The organism is Streptomyces sp. B5E4 (genome assembly GCF_039871555.1).
GTDB lineage: Bacteria > Actinomycetota > Actinomycetes > Streptomycetales > Streptomycetaceae > Streptomyces.
In genome coordinates this window covers 133,253-151,076 of record NZ_JBDPMI010000008.1, presented here as the reverse complement: position 1 = coordinate 151,076, position 17,824 = coordinate 133,253, and the positions used below count along the sequence as shown (strand labels likewise).

Below are 17,824 nucleotides of genomic sequence, written 5' to 3'. Positions count from 1 at the left end.
ACCCGGCCGGAAAGCACGTGAGCACAAGGAGCCGAGCATGACCGAGACCCCCGAACGCACCGAATCCGAGGACCCGGCCACGCTGTCCGTCCACCTCCGCAACCACGAACCCGCTCCTGCCGCAAACGCCTGCACCCGGCGTTCCGGCGCAACCGGGGGAGGCGCCTGATGGCCGCTCCCGTGCTCATCGCCGGCGGCGGCATCGGCGGGCTCACCACCGCGCTGAGCCTGCACGCCGCGGGCATCGACTCGCTCGTCGTCGAGAGCGCCCGCCGCATCGAGCCCCTCGGCGTCGGCATCAACCTCCTCACCCACGGCGTCCGCGAGCTGACCGAACTGGGCCTCGGCGACGAACTCGCCGAACTCGGCGTGGCCACGGCCGAGTACGTCTTCTGCGACAAGTCCGGCAACCAGCTCTTCACCCAGCCGCGCGGCAAGGCGACCGGCTCCCAGTGGCCGCAGTACTGCATCCACCGCGGCGAGCTGCACCTGATGCTTCTGGAAGAGGTCCGCCGGCGGCTCGGCGCCGACGCCGTCCGCACCGGCACCCGGCTGCACGACTTCACCCAGCACGACGGCGGCGTCGAGGTCCGCGTGACGGACCGCGACAGCGGTGCCACCGAGACCCTCCAGGCCGCCGCGCTGATCGGCGCGGACGGGCTGAACTCCACGGTCCGTGCCCGGCTGCACCCCGACGAGAGGCCACTGGCCTGGTCCGGCCAGCGGATGTGGCGCGGTGTGACCGAGGGCGTCCCGGCGTTCCTCACCGGCCGCTCCTGGGTCGGGGCGAGCGACGGCGACGTGACGCTCGTCGCGTACCCGATCGGCAAGGACCGCACCAACTGGGTCTGCCTGGTGCGGGTCGCCGAGCCGGGCCTGCTGCCCGAGGCCGCCGACGGCCCCGTCGACGACCGCCGCGAGGGCCTCCTCAAGGAGGTGCTGTCGCACTACGAGGGCTGGTCGATGGGCTGGCTCGACGTGCGCGACCTGCTGGAGCGCTCCGGGGACGTCCTGGAGTACCCGATGGTCGACCGCGACCCGCTGCCCGCCTGGGGCAGCGGCCGCGTCACGCTCCTCGGCGACGCCGCCCACCCCATGTACCCGGCGGGGGGCAACGGCGCAACACAGGCCGTCCTGGACGCGCGCGTGCTCGCCTACGAGCTGGCGCGGGCGGACGGGGACGTGCCGGCGGGGCTGGCTGCGTACGAGCACGCCCGCCTGGAGGAGGCCAACGGCGTCGTCATGGCCGCCAGGGCCATGGAGCGGGCCACGAGCCCCGACACGTGGGACCGCGCCCGGGTCACCCAGATGATGGAGATGTACCGCAAGAAGGCCGAGAGCGAGGTGGCGCAGCTCAACTCCCGCCCCTCCTACGACCCGCCGCACCGCGAGTAGAGCCGCCGGTCGCGACGGGCCCCGGCCGGAACGAGGACTCGGTGCGCGGGCACGCAACGGTGCCCGGCGGCGTCCCGGCGACGGGAACGCCGCGGAGTCGAGACCGAAGGGGCCCGCCGGCATCCGCCGGCGGGCCCCGGCTGCTCTCCGACGCGGCACCGGCCGCGGCCGGCTCCGGCCTCCGGCCGCGGACCGGCGCGTACGTCCGCATCCGTCCCCCCATGGCGGCGTACGCGATCTCCCCCCACCAGCACCACCGCCACATCCGACGCATGCGCCAGGAGACGCCATGACCTCGTCCGTGTCCCGACCACTCGATACCGCCGCTCCGGTGTTCACCGACCACCACGACCTGCGGGCCCGCAACCGCCTGGCCGTCGAGCAGTACATGCAGACCGGCGCGGAGGCCCGGCTGCGCCGCTACACCCTCTACACCGACGACGGCACAGCGTCGCTGTTCTACACCGACATGGGGCGGCCCATCGTCGTCAGGGGGCGCGAGAACCTGAAGCGGCACGGTGAGTTGTCGATGGAGGTGCTGCCGGACTGGCAGTGGATCGACGTGCACATCTATCAGACGCAGGACCCCTCGGTCATCTGGGTCGAGTGCCAGGGCGAGGGCACCATCCGCTTCCCCGGATATCCCCAGGGCCGCTACCGCAACCACTTCATCCACGGCTTCACGCTCAGCGACGGACGGATCCTCGCCAGCCGCGAGTACACCAACCCGATCGAGCACATGCGCGCGCTGAGCATCGAGACCCCGCACATCGAGCGGGACTGGATCCCCTCCTGACGGGCGCGTGGCACGCCCCGTGCCGGGGTCCCTTACCTGCGGGGTAATCGACCCCGGTCCGTCCCGCTGCGAAGATCGGGAGTACGGACCGCGCCACCGAACGGAAGGACCGCCATGCCCGCCTACGCCCTCGCCAAGCTGCAGGACGCCGCCCCCCACGCGGAGGTCGCCGACTACATCGAGGGGCTGCCGGCCACCTTCGAGCCGTACGGCGGCCGCTTCCTCGTGCACGCCACACCGCACGAGGTGAAGGAGGGCGACTGGCCCGGGGGCGTGGTGATGATCGGCTTCCCCGGGATCGCCGAGGCGCGGGCCTGGTGGGACTCGCCGGCCTACCGGGAACTGGCGCCGCTGCGCTCGCGGCACATCGACGGCGACATCATCCTGGTCGAGGGCGTACCCGAGGACTACGTCCCGACCGTGGCGGTCCGTACGATCCGGGAGGCCGCCGCCCGGGGCACCGCGTAGCGGCGGGGCGTCACCGCGGTCCGGGGCCGGGATCCGCGTCCTCCTCCGGTCCGGGGGCGGGCGCCGGCGGCGGGGGCGGCATGTCGGGGACGCCGAGGCTCCGTACGGCCCGGGGTACGACCACCGCACCCGCCAGCAGGGCGGCCGAGGCCGCCAGGCACGCCACCGTCCAGTCGGCGCCCTCGTAGAGCACCCCCGCCGCCAGCGCCCCGGCCAGCCCGCCCAGCAGGCTCGCCGACTCGTACACCCCCATGGCCCGGCCCGTCCGCCCCGGCGACGCCTCGACGATCACCGCCTGCTGCACCGGCAGCACCACCGCCCAGGACAGCCCGCTGAGGATCCACAGCCCCGCGATCACATACGGGTTGGGCGCCCACGCCAGCCCCGCGGCGAACCCCGCGCCCGACACCGACGCTGCCGTGAGCGCCCGCCGCCGGCCGAAGCGCACGACCAGCCCGTGCAGCCGCTCGGCCGCGGCGCTCATCACGATGGCGCCGGGCAGGAACACGTAGGCCACCTCCACCACCTCCAGGCCGAACTCCCGCTGGAGGTGGAAGAGCAGCAGCAGGGAGACGGCCGCCTCGGCGGTCATGGTGAACGCGACGGCGATCAGCACGGGGCGCAGCCGGCGGCCGACCGAGCCCAGCCCGGCCGCCGCCGCCCCCGCGCCGTGCCCGCTTCCCGCCCCGTCCGCGCCGTCCTTGCCCTCGCTCCCGTGCGGCCTGCGGGGCGCCGTCAGCAGCGCCACCGCCGCCGCCGCGCACGCCGCCGCGCACCCCAGGAACACCCCGCGGTAGTCGATCTGCCCGATCAGCGTCATGCCGGCGACGAACGCGATCCAGGAACCCGTCTCCTGCGCGGCGAACAGCCGCGGGAAGACCGAGGAGTCCTCCGCCAGCCGCTCGCCGACCAGCGCCCGCACCGCCACCCACAGCAGCGCTCCTCCCACGCCGCCCGCCGCGGCCGCGGCCCAGGCGGCGGGCGCGCTGCCGGCCAGCCCGTACCCGGCGGCCGAGACGGCGTAGAGCGCGGCGCCCGCGGCGGCCACGACGGTGCGCTCGTACCGGTCCGCGAGCACGCCCGCGACCGGCCGCACCAGCACCGAGAAGACCAGCTCCACCGCGAGCAGCACGCCGACCTCGGCGGCCCCCAGACCGATCGCCGCGCCCGCCCACAGCGGGAGGAGGAAGTCGATCAGCTCGTACGGGCCGCCCACCAGCGTCGCCGCCAGCAGCCCGCGCTCCTCCCTGGTGCGCGCCGGGCGCGCGCCGCCGTCCGCACCCGAGGCGTCCGCCGATTCTGCGCCGGCCACCGGCCACCCCCTTACTCCGAACGGCGTTCGGACTTTGGGTGAACGATACACTCCCCGCGACCGATCGGGGACTTCGTGAGCACCAGCAGCAGCGCGGCCGAGGAGGCGCAGCGCCGTGCCCTGCGGCTGCTGTGGGCGGGCGAGCCGGACCGGGCCCGCGGCCCGGTGCGGGGGCTGACCCTGGCGGGCATCGTCGCCGCCGCCGTGGAACTCGTCGAGGAGCAGGGGCTCGACGCACTGTCCATGCGGGCCCTGGCCGGCCGCCTGGGCATCGGCACCGCCTCCCTCTACACCTACCTCCCGGGACGCGCCGAGCTGGAGGCGCTGATGCTGGACTCCTGGGCCGCCGGTGACGTGCTCCCGCACGAACGGCCCGGTGACTGGCGGCAGAAGCTGGAGGCGAGCGCCCGCGAGGACTGGGAGGATCTGCGCCGCCGGCCGTGGATCGCCCGGCTGGGCTCCACCGTGCAGGTACCGGGGCCGAACATGCTGCGCTGGCTGGACTCGATGCTGCGGATCTTCGACGGCACGGGGCTGAGCGAAGCGGAGAAGCTCGCCGTGGTCGAGTCCGTCGATGCGTACGTGCGCGGCCTCGGCCGGCTGCATCTGCCGGAGGCCGCCGAGGCCGGCGCACCGGCCGGGGAGCGGGTGCGCCTCCGCGACGAAGGCGTCGCCGGGCTGGTCGACTTCGCCCGGTTCCCGGCGCTGCGCCGGGCCGTCGTCGCGGGCGCGGCGCCGTATCAGGGCGACCAGTTCGAGTTCGGGCTCCAGCGCCTGCTCGACGGCATCGCGGTCCTCGTCGTGAGCCGGGAGTAGCGGGTGGCGCGGGGGGCGCAGGCGGGCCCTTCGGGTGCGAACCGGGCGCACCCGGCCGCGGGAGGGGCGCCGGAACGCGTGAGCCCCGGCCGGCGGGTGGCCGGCCGGGGCGACGTGCCGTGTCGCGTGTGCTGTGCCGGGGCTAGAAGACGCTGACGCCGTAGGCGTTCAGGGCCTCGACGACCGGCTGGTAGAACGTCGTGCCGCCGGAGGAGCAGTTGCCGCTGCCGCCGGAGGTCAGGCCGAGGGCCGTGCTGCCGGCGAAGAGCGGGCCGCCGCTGTCGCCGGGCTCGGCGCAGACGTTCGTCTGGATCATGCCGTACACGACGTCACCGCCGCCGTAGTTGACGGTGGCGTTCAGGCCCGTGACGGACCCGCCGTGCAGACCGGTGGTGCTGCCGCTGCGCCGGACGGACTGGCCGACCGAGGGGTTGGCGGCGTTGGTGATGTCCTGGTAGCTCCCGTTCCACAGATACACCCGGCCGTCCGCCGCTGCGGGGTTGGAGTGCCGGATGATGCCGTAGTCGTTCGTCGGGAAGCTGGTGCCGGACCTGGTGCCGATGGACCACGAACTGCCGATGTTGGTGCAGTGACCGGCGGTCAGGGCGAACTTGGTGCCGCTGCTGTTCTGGACGTTGAAGCCGAGCGAGCAGCGGGCGCCGCCGGTGGTGATGGCTTCGCCGCCGGCGATGTACTTGGTGAACTTGCCTTCGGTGCGGTTGATGTCGACGGCTCCGGCGTGCTCGCCGGCCGCCTCGGTGATCCGGGCCACCTCGGCCTTCGAGACGGTGCTGTCGACGGTGACCACGACGGTGTCGCTGGCGCGGTCGACGTACCAGGCGCTGCCCGCGACGTCCGCTTCGCCGACCGCCTGGTCGACGGTCCGGAGCTCTGCCGCGCTGAACGAAGGTGAGGCTTCCTGTGCGTTCGCACCCGCGGGCAGCGCGAGCGCTGCCACGGCGGCGAGGCCGGCGGTCGCGGTGATGAACCGCAGTTTGCCGCGGGAAGCCCCGGTGGGGGTGGTGCGAGGGATCTTCACAGATGTCTCCTCTGGTCTGGGGGAAACCAGGGCCCGAGGTGACGGGCCCGTGAGACACACCGTCAGCGGCCCGGCTTTTGCCGTGCCCCTGACATGTCGTAGGGGAGTCTTGGGCACCCGGCGGCGAAGCGCAAGACCGCCCCGGCCGGGTGCCGTCCCGTGCGCCCCGCCCACATCCCCGCGCCCCACCCGTACGCCCCGCCGCGCCCGTTCGCGGCGCGCGCGCCCAAATGCCCGCCGGATTCGGCCCGTTACGACCGCCCCAGGGGTTTTCGACCCGTACTCTGTGACGGCGCACATTCATCGCCGCGACACCCGCGCGACGTATTGCACAGTCGGCCCGAAACAGAATGGCAATTCATTGCCAGGCATCCCTGCCGAGGCGCTTGCTCGTGTTGAAATGGCCTGTCGGACAGATATGGTGCAGGAGCAGGTCCGGATCCGTGCAAGGGGCAAGGGGGGCTCGACCCGGTGGTGCGTGTTTCAGTCCGATCTTCCACCGCGGCCGTGGTTCCGCCGCGGCGCTCCCACATCCCGAGTACGCGACCCGCGCAGCGGTGTGCCCGCGGCGCGCCAAGGCCCGCCGGGAATTCCGACCGGCCCCGCTGACCGTGCGGGTCCTGTTCCGTGCAGCAACCCCGGAATTCCATGAAATCCGCCGGTGCGGGAAGCACCTCCGACGCCCACGTGCCCGGCGGGCGTTGACCGTCTGAGGGACAACGAAGTCCTTACGGTCCATATCCTTCCAGCCGCCATCCAGAGAAAAGGGAAGCGAGACCACTTATGTCCACCGACAAAGAGGTACGTGACCACAACCGCGCCATCGTCGACAAGTACATGCACTGCCGCGGCCAGGACCGGCTGGAGCGGCACCTGCTGTTCACCGAGGACGGCACCGGCGGGCTGTGGACCACGGAAACCGGCGAGCCCATCGTCATCAGCGGCCGCGACACCCTGGGCGAGCACGCCGTCTGGTCGCTGAAGTGCTTCCCCGACTGGGCCTGGATCAACATCGAGATATTCGACACCCAGGACCCCAACCGCTTCTGGGTGGAGTGCGACGGCGAAGGCAAGATCCTCTTCCCCGGCTACGAACCCGGCCACTATCGCAACCACTTCCTGCACTCCTTCCTCTTCGAGGACGGCAAGATCAAGCAGCAGCGCGAGTTCATGAACCCGTGCCAGCAGTTCCGCGCCCTGGGTATCGAGGTGCCCTCGGTACGCCGCGAAGGCATCCCGACCTGACCGCTGCCGGCCCACCACCCGCGAACCTCGACACGCACACCCGGCAGGGGGAGACCGTGCCAACCTCAGTCCAGGAATTCCACGCGCGACCCGCTCTCCAGCAACCCGTGTGGGAGGACACCGGCCAGGTGCGACGGGTCCGCGAGGCCCTCGACGCCGCGCCGCCGCTCGTCACCGACGACGGCGCGGCGCGGCTGCGGCGCGTCCTCGCCGACGTCGCCGAGGGGCGCGCCCACCTCATCCAGGCCGGCGACTGCGCGGAAGACCCCGCGGAGTCCACCCCGTACCACGTGCGGCGCAAGAGCGCGCTCCTCGACGCGCTCGCCGGCACCGCGGCCGGGATCACCGGCCGCCCCGCCTTACGCGTCGGCCGCATGGCGGGGCAGTTCGCCAAACCCCGCTCCAAGCCCGTCGAGCAGATCGGCGACGTCACCCTGCCCGTCTACCGCGGGCACATGGTCAACGCCCCCGAGCCCGACGTGCGGGCGCGCCGCCCCGACCCGTGGCGCATCCTCTCCTGCTTCCGCGCCGCCCAGGCCGTCGTACGCGAACTCGACAGCGTCAACACCGGCCGCCCCGACGCCGAACGGGTGTGGATCAGCCACGAGGCGCTCCTCCTCGACTACGAGATACCGATGCTGCGGCGCACCGCCGCCGGCGCGCAGTACCTCGCCTCCGCGCACCTGCCGTGGGTCGGCGAGCGCACCCGGCGGCCCGACGGCGCCCACGTCGCGCTGCTGGCCGACGTCGTCAACCCCGTGGCGTGCAAGGTCGGTTCCGGCACCACCGCCGAGGACGTCACCGAACTCGCCGCCCGCCTCGACCCGGACCGCACCCCCGGGCGCCTCGTGCTCATCGCCCGCATGGGCGCCGGATTCGTCTCCAGCCGGCTGCCCGCCCTCGTGCAGGCCGTGAACGCCGCCGGACACCCCGCCGTGTGGATCTGCGACCCCATGCACGGCAACACCATCACCGGCCCCGACGGGCAGAAGACCCGCCTCATGGGCGCCATGCTCGCCGAGATCCACGGCTTCTGCGACGTCCTCGGCGCCGCCGGCGGCACCAACGGCGGACTCCACCTGGAGACCACCCCGGACCCGGTCACCGAGTGCGCCACCGACGTGGCCGCCATCGGCTCCGCCGGCCGGCGCACCACCTTCTGCGACCCCCGGCTCAACCCCGGCCAGGCCCACCGGCTCGTCGCCGCGTGGGCCCAGGCCCGCTGACAGCGACACCGGGCACCGGAGCCACCCCGGCCCCGGCGGCGCGGCCCGGCCCACCAGCCCGCGCGCCCACCGCACCCTGAAAGGAGCCCCACCGTGGTCGGCATACCCGCCATCGACCCGTACGAGCTGCCGACGGCAGAGACCCTGCCGGCCAACCTCGCGCAGTGGACACCGGACCCCGCCCGTGCGGCGCTCATCGTCCACGACATGCAGCGGTTCTTCCTGCGGCCCTTCCCCGAGCAGGTCCGCTCCCCGCTCGTCCACAACGCCGCGCTGCTCCGCAAACGCGCCGCCGAACTCGGCGTACCCGTCGCCTACTCGGCACAGCCCGGCGGCATGACCCCCGAAGAACGCGGCCTGCTCGTCGACTTCTGGGGCCCCGGCATGCGCACCGCACCCGAAGACCGCGAGGTCGTCCCCGAACTCGCCCCCGCCGACGGCGACTGGCTGCTCACCAAGTGGCGCTACAGCGCCTTCTTCAAGTCCGGGCTGCTGGACAGGCTGCGCGCCGAGGGCCGCGACCAGCTCGTGCTGTGCGGCGTCTACGCCCACGTCGGCGTCCTCGCCACCGCCATCGACGCCTTCACCCACGACATCCAGGTGTTCCTCGCCGCCGACGCCGTCGCCGACTTCAGCGAGGACCGGCACCGCATGACCGTCGACTACGTGGCCCAGCGCTGCGGCATGGTCGTCCCGAGCGCGGAGATCTTCGCATGACCACCGCCCCCGGACCCCGCCCGGACGCCGCGGACCCCGGCACCGCGCTGCTCGACCGGCTGCTGACCGGGCCCCTCCCGCCCTCCTACGCCCTCCTGCACCGCCCCGAAAGCGGCACGCCCGGAACGGTCGACGTCCTCCTCGGCGACGTCACCCACCCCGCCACCCTCGCCGGCCTCCCGCTGCCCGCCCCCGCCGGCCCGCCCGCCGCCACCGCCCACCGCACGCTCCTCGTCGTGCCCTACCGGCAGCTCACCGAACGCGGCTTCGCCGCCCCCGACGACGGCGCCCCGCTCATCGCCATGAACGTCACCGAGCAGGCCGCCGTGCCGCTCGCCGACACCCTCACCCGGCTCCCCGACACCCCCGCCGCACTCACCGGCCACCGGTTCGACCTCTCCGACGAGGAGTACGCCGACGTCGTACGGCGCGTCGTGACCGGCGAGATCGGCACCGGCGAAGGCGCCAACTTCGTCATCAAGCGCACCCTCCTCGCCGATGTCGGCGAGGACCCCGCGCGTGCCGCGCTGACCGTCTTCAGGCGCCTCATCGCCCTGGAGCCCAGCGCCTACTGGACGTTCGCCATCCACGCCGACGGCCGCACCTTCGTCGGCGCCACCCCCGAACGGCACCTGTCCGTCCACGAGGGCCGCGCCGTGATGAACCCCATCAGCGGCACCTACCGCTACCCCGCCGGCGGCCCCACCCTCGACGGCCTCACCGCGTTCCTGCGCGACCGCAAGGAGACCGACGAGCTGTACATGGTGCTCGACGAGGAACTGAAGATGATGTCCCGCATCTGCCCCGCCGGCGGCCGGGTCACCGGCCCCGCGCTGAAGGAGATGGCGCGGCTCGCCCACACCGAGTACTTCATCGAGGGCCACACCGCACGCGACGTACGCGACGTGCTGCGCGAAACGCTCTTCGCACCCACCGTCACCGGCAGCCCCGTGGAGAGCGCCGCCCGCGTCATCGCCCGCCACGAACCACACGGCCGCGGCTACTACAGCGGCATCGCCGCGCTCGTCAGCGACGAGCCCACCGGGAGCCGCACCCTCGACTCGGCCATCCTCATCCGCACCGCCGACCTCGCGGACGACGGGCGGCTCTCCCTCTCCGTCGGCGCCACCCTCGTACGCCACTCCTCCCCGGAGGGCGAGGCGGCGGAGACCCGCGCGAAGGCCGCCGCGCTCCTCGACGCCCTGGGCGCCGACGGCGCCGCGGACCCGGCGGCCGGCCCCGCGGGAGCCGCGGCAGCGCCCGCCTCCGCCGAGCCCGCGGCCGCCGACGCCGCCACCGGTGCCCCGCGCTTCGCCGACCACCCCGCCATCCGCGACGTGCTACGCGACCGCAACACCGGCATCGCCGACTTCTGGCTGGCCGCCACCGCCGCCCGGCCGCTGACCGTACCCGCGCTGGAAGGCATGAAGGTCCTCGTCGTCGACGCCGAGGACACCTTCACCGCCATGATGGTCCAGCAGCTCGAAGCCCTCGGCCCCACCGCGGAAGTGCGCCGCTTCGACGAGCCCTACGCCGTCGACGGCTTCGACCTCGTCGTCATGGGCCCGGGGCCCGGCGACCCCCGCGCCGCCGCCGATCCGAAGATCGCCGCGCTGGACACCGCCGTCGCCGGCCTGCTCCGCGACCGCACCCCGTTCCTCGCCGTCTGCCTCAGCCACCAGGTGCTCAGCCTCCGCCTCGGCCTCGACCTGGTCCGCCGCAGCCTGCCCAACCAGGGCGTCCAGCGCGCCATCGACCTCTTCGGCCGCCGCGAACACGTCGGCTACTACAACACGTTCGCCGCCGTCAGCCCCGCCGACGACCTCGACATCCCGGACGTCGGCCGCGTCCGCGTCAGCCGCGACCCGGCCACCGGCCAGATCGACGCGCTGCGCGGCCCGCACTTCTCGTCCTACCAGTTCCACGCCGAATCCGTCCTCACCGTCGACGGCCCCCGGCTCATCGGCGACGCCCTGCTCGGGGCGATCGGCCGGTGAGGCACGCAGCGCCCACCGCATGAGCCCCCCGACCGGGGGCACCCACGAACCCGTATCCGCCCGTCAGGAGCCGTACATGCCCGAACTCGACTACATGCTGGTGGACGCCTTCTCCCGCACGCCGCTCAACGGCAACCCCGTCGCCGTGTTCCTCGACGCCAGGGAACTGACACCCGACCTGATGCAGCGCATCGCCCGGGAGATGAACCTCTCCGAGACCACCTTCGTGCTGCCGCCCCGCGAAGGCGGCGACGCCCACATCCGCATCTTCACCCCCGTCAACGAACTGCCCTTCGCGGGACACCCGCTGCTCGGCACCGCCGTCGCCCTCGGCGAAACCCGCAAACAGGACGAACTGCGGCTGGAGACGGCGATGGGCGTCATCCCCGTCCACCTCACCGACGACGACGGCGCCGTCAAGGTCAGCATGCGCCAGCCCCACCCCGTGTGGGAGCCCTACGCCGAAGCCGACGAACTCCTCGCCGCCCTCGGCGCCGACACCTCCGTCGCCCCCGTCGAGGTCTACCGCAACGGCCCCCGGCACGTCTTCGTCGGCCTGGAAAGCGTCCCCGCGCTCTCCGCACTGCGGCCCGACCACCGCGCCCTGTCCGCCTTCCCCGACATGGCCGCCAACTGCTTCGCCGGCCAGGGCCGGCAGTGGCGCGCCCGGATGTTCTCACCCGCCTACGGCGTCGTCGAGGACGCGGCCACCGGCTCGGCGGCAGGACCGCTCGCCATCCACCTCGCCCGGCACGGCCTGGCCGCCTACGGCGAACAGGTCGAGATACTCCAGGGTGTCGAAATGGGCCGGCCCTCCCTCATGCTCGCCACCGCCGAAGGCGACGGCGAGCAGATCCACTCCGTGCACGTCGGCGGCAACGGCGTCACCGTAGGACGCGGCACCCTCTTCCTCTAGAGCCCGGACGCCCGGCGGGCGGCCACCGCAGAAAGGCACCAGATGCACACCAGCAAGTTCGAAAGCCTCACCGTCGAGAACGACCCGGACTTCCCCGAGTACGACGACCCGCCCGCCGACCCCGTGGACCTCGTGCGGCGCTGGCTGGACCGCGCCGTCGAACTCGAGGTCCGCGAACCCAAGGCGCTCGCGCTGGCCACCGCCGACAAACGGGGCCGGCCCTCCGCGCGCATCGTCCTCGTCAGCGCCGTCGACGACCGCGGCGTGCTGTTCACCAGCCACGCCACCAGCCGCAAGGGCCGCGAGATCGAGGAGAACAACTGGGCCGCAGGACTGCTCTACTGGCGCGAGACCGGCCAGCAGATCAAGCTCTCCGGCCCCGTCGAACCCGTCCCCCTCGCCGAGTCCGACAGCCTGTGGCAGGCCCGGGCCATCCCGCTGCACGCCATGTCCGCCGCCTCCCGGCAGAGCGAACCGCTGGCCGACCCGGCGGCGCTGCGCGCCGAAGCAGCCCGCCTCGGCGCCGACGGCAAGGCCCTCGACCGCCCGGAGCGCTTCTACGGCTACCGGCTGCAGCCCCACGACATCGAGTTCTGGGCCCACCGCCCCGACCGGCTCCACCTGCGGCTGCGCTACGACCGCGAAGGCGACGGCTGGACCTCCGTCCGCCTCCAGCCGTAGCCGCGCGCGTACGACGGCGAACGGCGCGGGCGGACCGTCAGGTCTCAGGCCTTCGTCGCCTCGATGATCGCGGCGTGCCGCGAGACGTGCAGCACCTGCCCCGGCTCCAGCCCCGCCTTGCGCATCAGCGCCTCGTACTCCGCCTGCGTCCTGCCCTTGCCGTTCAGGACCGTCAGCATCACCATGTCCACGTCCTTGGCCGGATGCGGCTCGTTCCCCTCCGGCACCAGCGCGTTGACCATGAGCATCCGGCCGTCGTCCGGCATGGCGTCCCGGCACACCTCCAGGATCCGCACACACTGCTCGTCGGGCCAGCTCGCCAGCACGTGCTTCAGGATGTAGACGTCGCCGCCCTCCGGCACCGCCGAGAAGAAGTCGCCGCCCACCGCCTGCCACCGGCCCGACAGCTCCGGCACATCCAGCACATGCGCCGCGACCACCGGCTCACGGTCCATCAGCGTGCCCTCAAGATGCGCGTTACGGCGCAGGATCGCCAGCAGCTGCCCGCCGCGACCACCGCCCACGTCCACCACCTTGCGGGCGGAGCCGAAGTCGTACGCCGCGGCGACCTGATCGCTCAACGCCTCCGAGAACGACGCCATACTCGCGTCGAACCGCATGCCCAGCTCACGGTTGCCGAACAGATACTGGTAGAAGGGCATCCCGAATTCCGCCTCGAACGGGTTCCCGCCCGTACGGACCGCCTCGGACAACCCCGACGCCGGCCGCAGGAAGATGTCGTGGCCGTGCGCCTCCACGTACGAGCGCATCGATCCCGGCACATCCTCGCGCAGCAACTGCGCCAGCGGCGTCAGCGCGAACCGGCCGTCGTCCTCCTGCCGGAACACCCCGTACGCCGCCAGGTAACGCAACAGCCGTGCCAGATAAGGGCCGTCGAGCCCCGCCTCCGCGGCCAGGTCCTCGGCGCTGCGCGGACCGCCGGCCAGCAGATCGGCGAGCCGCAGTTCCGCGGCCGCGTGCAGTGCGGCGGTCCGCAGATAGCCGAGCGACAAGTCCAGTAGCTGCTCGGTGACATCGGTAGATTCGTCCATGCGCACACCTTAGGTCGCACCCGGCACGGCGGACAGGTGGTCAGCCGTGGCAGGTTCCTGTTACCATGCGCCCCGCAGCCGGGCGGTTACTCGAAGACGATGCCGAGACCGTCGAGATCGGCCTTGATGTCGATCGCCGTGATCCTGCCGTTCTCCGCCGCGAAGCAGAACGCCACATGCGGCCGCCCGCGCACCAGCCACACCAGGCCCGCCCCACCGTCGATCAGCGCCGGAGCCGGATTCCACGTCCGCCCCGCGAAGACGCGCGTCACGGCGTCCGCACCGCGGATCTCCGGCACATCCGTGATCGGATGCATCCCGCGCAGCCCGGCCTCCAGACTCATCCGCATCGCCGCCGCATCCGTACGCAGCACGATGTCGGGCGCCAGCATCGCCAGCAGCGCCTCGAAATTGCCCTCCCGGGACGCCGCGAGAAACGCCGTCGCGAGATCCGACTTCCCCGACGGGCAGGAGCCGGCCGCGTCGTACACACCGAAGGCCTCCCCCCGCCGCGCGGTCGGCGTCGACCGCTGCACACGCCGCCGCGCCCGGCTGGCGAGCTGCCGGGCGGCGGCGGGGGAGCGGTCGACGATCGTCGCGATCTCCTCGAAGGGCACCGCGAACATGTCGTGCAGCACGAACGCCAGCCGCTCGGCCGGCGTCAACGTGTCGAGGACGACCAGCAGCGCCAACCCGACCGAGTCGGCGATCACCGCCTCCTCCTCGGGATCCTCCGGCGACAGCTCGTCCCGCGGTTCGCCCGCGTCCGTCGTGTCCACCAGTACCTCGGGCCGTGACCTGCGGGACTGCAGCATGTTCAGCGACACCCGGGCGACGATCGTCGTGACCCAGCCGCTGAGGTTCTCCACCTCGCTGGTGTCCGAGCGGCTGAGCCGGATCCACGCCTCCTGGACGGCGTCGTCCGCCTCCGGGACCGAACCGAGCATCCGGTACGCCACCGCGCGCAACCGGGGCCGGTCGGACTCGAAACGCTCCGCCAGCCAGTCGTGTTCACTCTTCAATGCCACGGTTCCTCTCCCCGTTACCCGTCATGAATCTGACCCGCGAGAACACGCCGATGTGACGAGCCCGCGCCCACCCGGCCGAGGGCTACCTGCCCCGCTACCGTGACCGGATGCGCGAAACCCCCGATGAACTGCGACGCCTCCAGGAACTGCTCGACACCTCCCTGGCCCGCTCCACCGGTCACCTCCGCTCGATCATCGACACCGACCGTACGCTGACCGCGGAACAGCTCACCCGCGTCCTCACCGGCATGTGCACCCTCGCCCTTTCCACCGTGACCGCCAAGGGCGAACCCCGCATCAGCGGCGCCGACGGCCACTTCCTCCACGGCACCTGGTACTTCGGCACCGCCCGTACCGCGGCCAAGGCCCGGCACCTCGCCGCCCGGCCCGCCGCCAGCGCGGCGCACATGCGCGGCGAGGACCTCGGCGTGTTCACCCACGGCGACGCGATCACCCTCAACCCCGAGCACGGCGCGCCGGACCCCGAATGGCCGGAACTCCTCGCCTACTTCAAGGACTTCTACGGCGAGAACGCCTTCCGCTGGGACGAGGAAGTCGTCTTCTACCGGCTCAGCCCGCACTGGATGACGGTCTTCGCGCCGGACGCCGCCGAGCTGGGCGTCGCCTAGCGCGGGTGTCCCCAGGCTGACAGGACGCGGTGGTGGTGGCACAAGGGCCGAACAGCCCGTTGCCGATGCCCTCTCGGCACGCCCGCCGCGCGGCACTACGCGCATAACCTCCTGCCGAATCGAGACATGGGGGGTTCGCTCACATGCGCAACCACGGAGTCGTCACCGCCGTCGCCGCCGCCGGCGGCGCGCTGACGATGCTCGCCGTCACACCGGCACAGGCAGCCGAGTACAGCTCGCCGCTGAAGGTCCGCGGCATCCAGTACGACGCACCCGGCAGGGATTCAAACAGGTGTTCCGGCGGGAACACCCACCAGGAATACCTGTCGATCAAGAACTACTCGTCCAGCCGGACCGTGAACCTGAAGGGGTGGGTCGTCAAGGACGCCGCCGGGAACCGGTTCACCTTCCGCGCGAACCACTATCTGCAGCCCGGTGACCAGGTGAAGCTGCGCGGCGGGAACGGCCGCGACTCCGACGCGGACAACGTCGTCTACCGCGACAACTGCAACTTCCTGTGGAACAACGGCAAGGACACGATCTATCTGGTCAAGTCGAGCGGCAGCCGGGGGGACGTGCACAAGTACACCAAGGGCGCCGACGACCGGGACGGCAACGGGTACATCACGTACCACGGCTGAGGAGGGGGAGGCGCCGGGCGCCCGGTGCGTGGGCCGTCGCCTCGCGGACGGTGACGGTCATCCGTTGTCCGCCGGTCGTCATCGGCCGGTCGTCAGGCCGCGCCGTGCGGGGTCACCCGAGGTGGGGGCCGGCGTCGAGTGCGGCGGCGAAGTGGCGGGCGAGGGTGGTCGGGTGGGTGATCGCCGTGCCGACGACCACCGCGTACGCGCCGCGCGCCAGCGCCTCCGCCGCCTCGGCCGGCGTGCCGATCCGGCCCTCCGCGAGCACCGGCACCCGCACCGCCGCCGCCAGTCGCTCGACCAGAGAGAGGTCGGGGCCCGCGCCGGGGGCGGGGGAGCGGCCGGTGTAGCCGGAGAGGGTGGTGCCGATCAGGTCGGCGCCCGAGTCCGCCGCCCGCACCCCTTCTTCGTACGTCGAGACATCGGCCATCACGAGCCTGCCCGCCCGGCGCACCGCCTCGAACGACTCCGCCACGTCCCGGCCGTCCGGCCGCGGGCGGTCCGTGGCGTCGACGGCGACGACGTCCGCGCCGGTCTCCGCGACCGCCCGCGCGTGCGCGGCCGTGGGCGTGATGACGACGCCGCCGTCCCCGTCCTTCCAGAGCCCGATCAGCGGCGCGTCGGTCGCGGCCCTGATCGCCCGCAGGTCCGCGAGCCCTTGCGCGCGGACGCCCGCGGCCCCGCCGTCGAGCACGGCCAGCGCCATGCGGCGCATGGTGTCCGGGTCGCGCAGCGGCTCGCCCGGGTACGCCTGGCAGGACACCACCAACCGCCCGCGCAGCCGCGCGAGAAGAGCCCCGCCCCGGCCGTCGTCGCCGCGGTCGCCGAAGCCGTCGGCCCGCGCCGTCACGCGATCGCCTCCAGCGCGAGCCGCGCGGCGCCGAGCAGCGCCGCGTCGTCTCCCAGGGCGCCCGGGACGACCGGGACGTCCGACAGCGGGGGCAGCGTCGTCGCGGTGATCGCCGCGCGCAGCGGGCGCCACCAGACCGGGCCGCACCGGCTCACGCCGCCGGTGACGAGGACGAGTTCGGGGTCGAGCGCGTTGACGAGCCCGCCCACGGCCTCGCCCAGCGCCACCGCGCCTTCGGTCAGCACGGCCACCGCCACCGCGTCCCCGGCCGCCGCGCGCTCCGCGACGGCCGCCAGCCCGCGGGCCGCCGCCGGCCCGTTCCCGGCGGCTTCCCCGGCTGTTTCCCCTGCCGCCTCTCCGGCGCGGCGGCCGTACTCCGCCGCCATCGCCGGGCCGGCCGCGACGGCTTCCGCGTGGCCCGTACCGCCGCAGGCGCACGGGCGTCCCGCAGCGGCCGGGACCGGCAGGTGGCCCAGGTGTCCCGCCGCGGAGCGGGCGCCCCGGTGGGGCCGGCCGCCGAGGATCAGCGAGCCGCCGATACCGGTGCCGGCGGCCACGAGCAGGACGTGCGCGCGGCCGGCCGCCGCGCCGCGCCAGGTCTCGCCGCGTGCGTGTGCGTGGACGTCGTTGTCGACGGCGACGGGTACGCCGAGGCGGCGGCCCAGTTCGTCGCGGAGTGCGGTGCCCGCCCACCCCGGCAGCGCGGCGGTGGCGGAGAGCACGGTGCCGGCCGCGGCGTCGATCACGCCCGCGCTGCCGACGCCCACGGCCGCGTACGGGCCGCCGGCCGCGGCGAGTTCCGCCACGGCGTCCGCCGCGGCGTCGAGGACCGCCGCGGGTCCGGCCGCGGCCGGCGTGGGCGCGGTGCGGCGGTGCAGCAGCCGCCCGTCGCCGTCGACCAGGGCGGCGGCGGTCTTCGTACCGCCGATGTCGAGCGCGGCGACGACGGTCATCGCGGCCCGGCGGCGGGTCGGTTGCGGCGGGGCACGCGTCCTCCCGGTAGGTACGGCACGTCG

19 protein-coding genes are annotated in these 17,824 nt (G+C 73.4%); 13 read left to right on the top strand and 6 right to left on the bottom strand.

Features of this window, described 5'->3' with window-relative positions; genetic code table 11:
- Positions 1-37 precede the first annotated feature (37 nt).
- The 4 genes from ABGA99_RS13590 to ABGA99_RS13575 all read left to right on the top strand — a co-directional run bounded on the left by ABGA99_RS13590 (position 38) and on the right by ABGA99_RS13575 (position 2,659).
- Entirely contained in the window at positions 38-169 is a 132-nt protein-coding gene (locus ABGA99_RS13590) for a hypothetical protein (RefSeq protein ID WP_347577444.1), read from the top strand.
- The gene (locus ABGA99_RS13585) at positions 169-1,395 is read left to right on the top strand and encodes an FAD-dependent monooxygenase (protein WP_347582717.1); all 1,227 of its coding nucleotides are present in this window, start codon (positions 169-171) and stop codon (positions 1,393-1,395) included. Before ABGA99_RS13590 ends, ABGA99_RS13585 begins: the two co-directional genes overlap by 1 nt.
- Positions 1,396-1,684: 289 nt before the next feature.
- The gene (locus tag ABGA99_RS13580; RefSeq protein ID WP_347577442.1) at positions 1,685-2,191 is read left to right on the top strand and encodes a PhzA/PhzB family protein; all 507 of its coding nucleotides are present in this window, start codon (positions 1,685-1,687) and stop codon (positions 2,189-2,191) included.
- A gap of 114 nt (positions 2,192-2,305) precedes the next feature.
- A complete protein-coding gene (locus ABGA99_RS13575) occupies positions 2,306-2,659 on the top strand; it encodes a DUF1330 domain-containing protein (protein WP_347577441.1) in 354 nt (117 codons plus the stop codon).
- 10 nt (positions 2,660-2,669) lie between these two features.
- Here ABGA99_RS13575 and ABGA99_RS13570 read toward each other — a convergent pair whose 3' ends face one another.
- Positions 2,670-3,971, bottom strand: coding sequence for an MFS transporter (locus ABGA99_RS13570; protein ID WP_347582716.1), 1,302 nt, complete (start codon positions 3,969-3,971; stop codon positions 2,670-2,672).
- Between the two features lie 75 nt (positions 3,972-4,046).
- Here ABGA99_RS13570 and ABGA99_RS13565 point away from each other — a divergent pair, with 75 nt between their 5' ends.
- A complete protein-coding gene (locus ABGA99_RS13565; protein WP_347577439.1) occupies positions 4,047-4,787 on the top strand; it encodes a TetR/AcrR family transcriptional regulator in 741 nt (246 codons plus the stop codon).
- Positions 4,788-4,929: 142 nt separating this feature from the next.
- On the opposite strand, the gene ABGA99_RS13560 is transcribed toward ABGA99_RS13565, so the two are convergent.
- The gene (locus ABGA99_RS13560) at positions 4,930-5,781 is read right to left on the bottom strand and encodes a S1 family peptidase (protein WP_347577579.1); all 852 of its coding nucleotides are present in this window, start codon (positions 5,779-5,781) and stop codon (positions 4,930-4,932) included.
- Between the two features lie 828 nt (positions 5,782-6,609).
- Here ABGA99_RS13560 and ABGA99_RS13555 point away from each other — a divergent pair.
- The 6 genes from ABGA99_RS13555 to phzG all read left to right on the top strand — a co-directional run bounded on the left by ABGA99_RS13555 (position 6,610) and on the right by phzG (position 12,608).
- Complete coding sequence (locus ABGA99_RS13555) at positions 6,610-7,071, top strand: PhzA/PhzB family protein (protein ID WP_101420450.1); 462 nt, start codon at positions 6,610-6,612, stop codon at positions 7,069-7,071.
- A 56-nt stretch (positions 7,072-7,127) separates the two neighbouring features.
- The gene (locus ABGA99_RS13550; RefSeq protein WP_347582715.1) at positions 7,128-8,297 is read left to right on the top strand and encodes a 3-deoxy-7-phosphoheptulonate synthase; all 1,170 of its coding nucleotides are present in this window, start codon (positions 7,128-7,130) and stop codon (positions 8,295-8,297) included.
- A gap of 93 nt (positions 8,298-8,390) precedes the next feature.
- Positions 8,391-9,014: an isochorismatase family protein gene (locus ABGA99_RS13545; protein ID WP_347577437.1), complete on the top strand. Its 624-nt coding sequence runs from the start codon at positions 8,391-8,393 to the stop codon at positions 9,012-9,014.
- Entirely contained in the window at positions 9,011-11,011 is a 2,001-nt protein-coding gene (locus ABGA99_RS13540; protein WP_347577436.1) for an anthranilate synthase family protein, read from the top strand. The genes ABGA99_RS13545 and ABGA99_RS13540 overlap by 4 nt, the downstream gene beginning before the upstream one ends.
- Positions 11,012-11,087: 76 nt before the next feature.
- Complete coding sequence (locus tag ABGA99_RS13535) at positions 11,088-11,927, top strand: PhzF family phenazine biosynthesis protein (RefSeq protein WP_347577435.1); 840 nt, start codon at positions 11,088-11,090, stop codon at positions 11,925-11,927.
- Between the two features lie 42 nt (positions 11,928-11,969).
- Positions 11,970-12,608 carry a phenazine biosynthesis FMN-dependent oxidase PhzG gene (phzG, locus tag ABGA99_RS13530; protein ID WP_347577434.1) on the top strand — a complete coding sequence of 213 codons (639 nt, stop codon included), beginning with the start codon at positions 11,970-11,972 and terminating at the stop codon, positions 12,606-12,608.
- A 44-nt stretch (positions 12,609-12,652) separates the two neighbouring features.
- Here phzG and ABGA99_RS13525 read toward each other — a convergent pair whose 3' ends face one another.
- Both ABGA99_RS13525 and ABGA99_RS13520 read right to left on the bottom strand, forming a co-directional pair.
- A complete protein-coding gene (locus ABGA99_RS13525; protein ID WP_347577433.1) occupies positions 12,653-13,660 on the bottom strand; it encodes a methyltransferase in 1,008 nt (335 codons plus the stop codon).
- 86 nt (positions 13,661-13,746) lie between these two features.
- Positions 13,747-14,607, bottom strand: coding sequence for a sigma-70 family RNA polymerase sigma factor (locus ABGA99_RS13520; RefSeq protein WP_347582757.1), 861 nt, complete (start codon positions 14,605-14,607; stop codon positions 13,747-13,749).
- Between the two features lie 188 nt (positions 14,608-14,795).
- Here ABGA99_RS13520 and ABGA99_RS13515 point away from each other — a divergent pair, with 188 nt between their 5' ends.
- Together ABGA99_RS13515 and ABGA99_RS13510 are read left to right on the top strand one after the other, a co-directional pair.
- Positions 14,796-15,317 (top strand): pyridoxamine 5'-phosphate oxidase family protein, encoded by a 522-nt coding sequence (locus ABGA99_RS13515; RefSeq protein ID WP_347577431.1) that lies wholly within the window; start codon positions 14,796-14,798, stop codon positions 15,315-15,317.
- 143 nt (positions 15,318-15,460) lie between these two features.
- Complete coding sequence (locus ABGA99_RS13510; protein WP_347582714.1) at positions 15,461-15,958, top strand: lamin tail domain-containing protein; 498 nt, start codon at positions 15,461-15,463, stop codon at positions 15,956-15,958.
- Positions 15,959-16,070: 112 nt separating this feature from the next.
- On the opposite strand, the gene ABGA99_RS13505 is transcribed toward ABGA99_RS13510, so the two are convergent.
- Together ABGA99_RS13505 and ABGA99_RS13500 are read right to left on the bottom strand one after the other, a co-directional pair.
- The gene (locus ABGA99_RS13505; RefSeq protein ID WP_347577429.1) at positions 16,071-16,808 is read right to left on the bottom strand and encodes an N-acetylmannosamine-6-phosphate 2-epimerase; all 738 of its coding nucleotides are present in this window, start codon (positions 16,806-16,808) and stop codon (positions 16,071-16,073) included.
- Positions 16,805-17,761, bottom strand: coding sequence for an ROK family protein (locus ABGA99_RS13500; protein WP_347577428.1), 957 nt, complete (start codon positions 17,759-17,761; stop codon positions 16,805-16,807). The genes ABGA99_RS13505 and ABGA99_RS13500 overlap by 4 nt, the downstream gene beginning before the upstream one ends.
- Between the last annotated feature and the right edge of the window lie 63 nt (positions 17,762-17,824).

Excerpts from the sequence above, each read along its gene's own strand:
- ABGA99_RS13585 (WP_347582717.1), top strand. The coding sequence starts at position 169 with ATGGCCGCTCCCGTGCTCATCGCCGGCGGCGGCATCGGCGGGCTCACC.
- ABGA99_RS13525 (WP_347577433.1), bottom strand. The coding sequence starts at position 13,660 with ATGGACGAATCTACCGATGTCACCGAGCAGCTACTGGACTTGTCGCTC.
- ABGA99_RS13515 (WP_347577431.1), top strand. The coding sequence starts at position 14,796 with ATGCGCGAAACCCCCGATGAACTGCGACGCCTCCAGGAACTGCTCGAC.
- ABGA99_RS13590 (WP_347577444.1), top strand. The coding sequence starts at position 38 with ATGACCGAGACCCCCGAACGCACCGAATCCGAGGACCCGGCCACGCTG.
- phzG (WP_347577434.1), top strand. The coding sequence starts at position 11,970 with ATGCACACCAGCAAGTTCGAAAGCCTCACCGTCGAGAACGACCCGGAC.
- ABGA99_RS13540 (WP_347577436.1), top strand. The coding sequence starts at position 9,011 with ATGACCACCGCCCCCGGACCCCGCCCGGACGCCGCGGACCCCGGCACC.
- ABGA99_RS13555 (WP_101420450.1), top strand. The coding sequence starts at position 6,610 with ATGTCCACCGACAAAGAGGTACGTGACCACAACCGCGCCATCGTCGAC.
- ABGA99_RS13535 (WP_347577435.1), top strand. The coding sequence starts at position 11,088 with ATGCCCGAACTCGACTACATGCTGGTGGACGCCTTCTCCCGCACGCCG.
- ABGA99_RS13575 (WP_347577441.1), top strand. The coding sequence starts at position 2,306 with ATGCCCGCCTACGCCCTCGCCAAGCTGCAGGACGCCGCCCCCCACGCG.
- ABGA99_RS13510 (WP_347582714.1), top strand. The coding sequence starts at position 15,461 with ATGCGCAACCACGGAGTCGTCACCGCCGTCGCCGCCGCCGGCGGCGCG.
- ABGA99_RS13520 (WP_347582757.1), bottom strand. The coding sequence starts at position 14,607 with ATGCTCGGTTCGGTCCCGGAGGCGGACGACGCCGTCCAGGAGGCGTGG.
- ABGA99_RS13580 (WP_347577442.1), top strand. The coding sequence starts at position 1,685 with ATGACCTCGTCCGTGTCCCGACCACTCGATACCGCCGCTCCGGTGTTC.
- ABGA99_RS13500 (WP_347577428.1), bottom strand. The coding sequence starts at position 17,761 with ATGACCGTCGTCGCCGCGCTCGACATCGGCGGTACGAAGACCGCCGCC.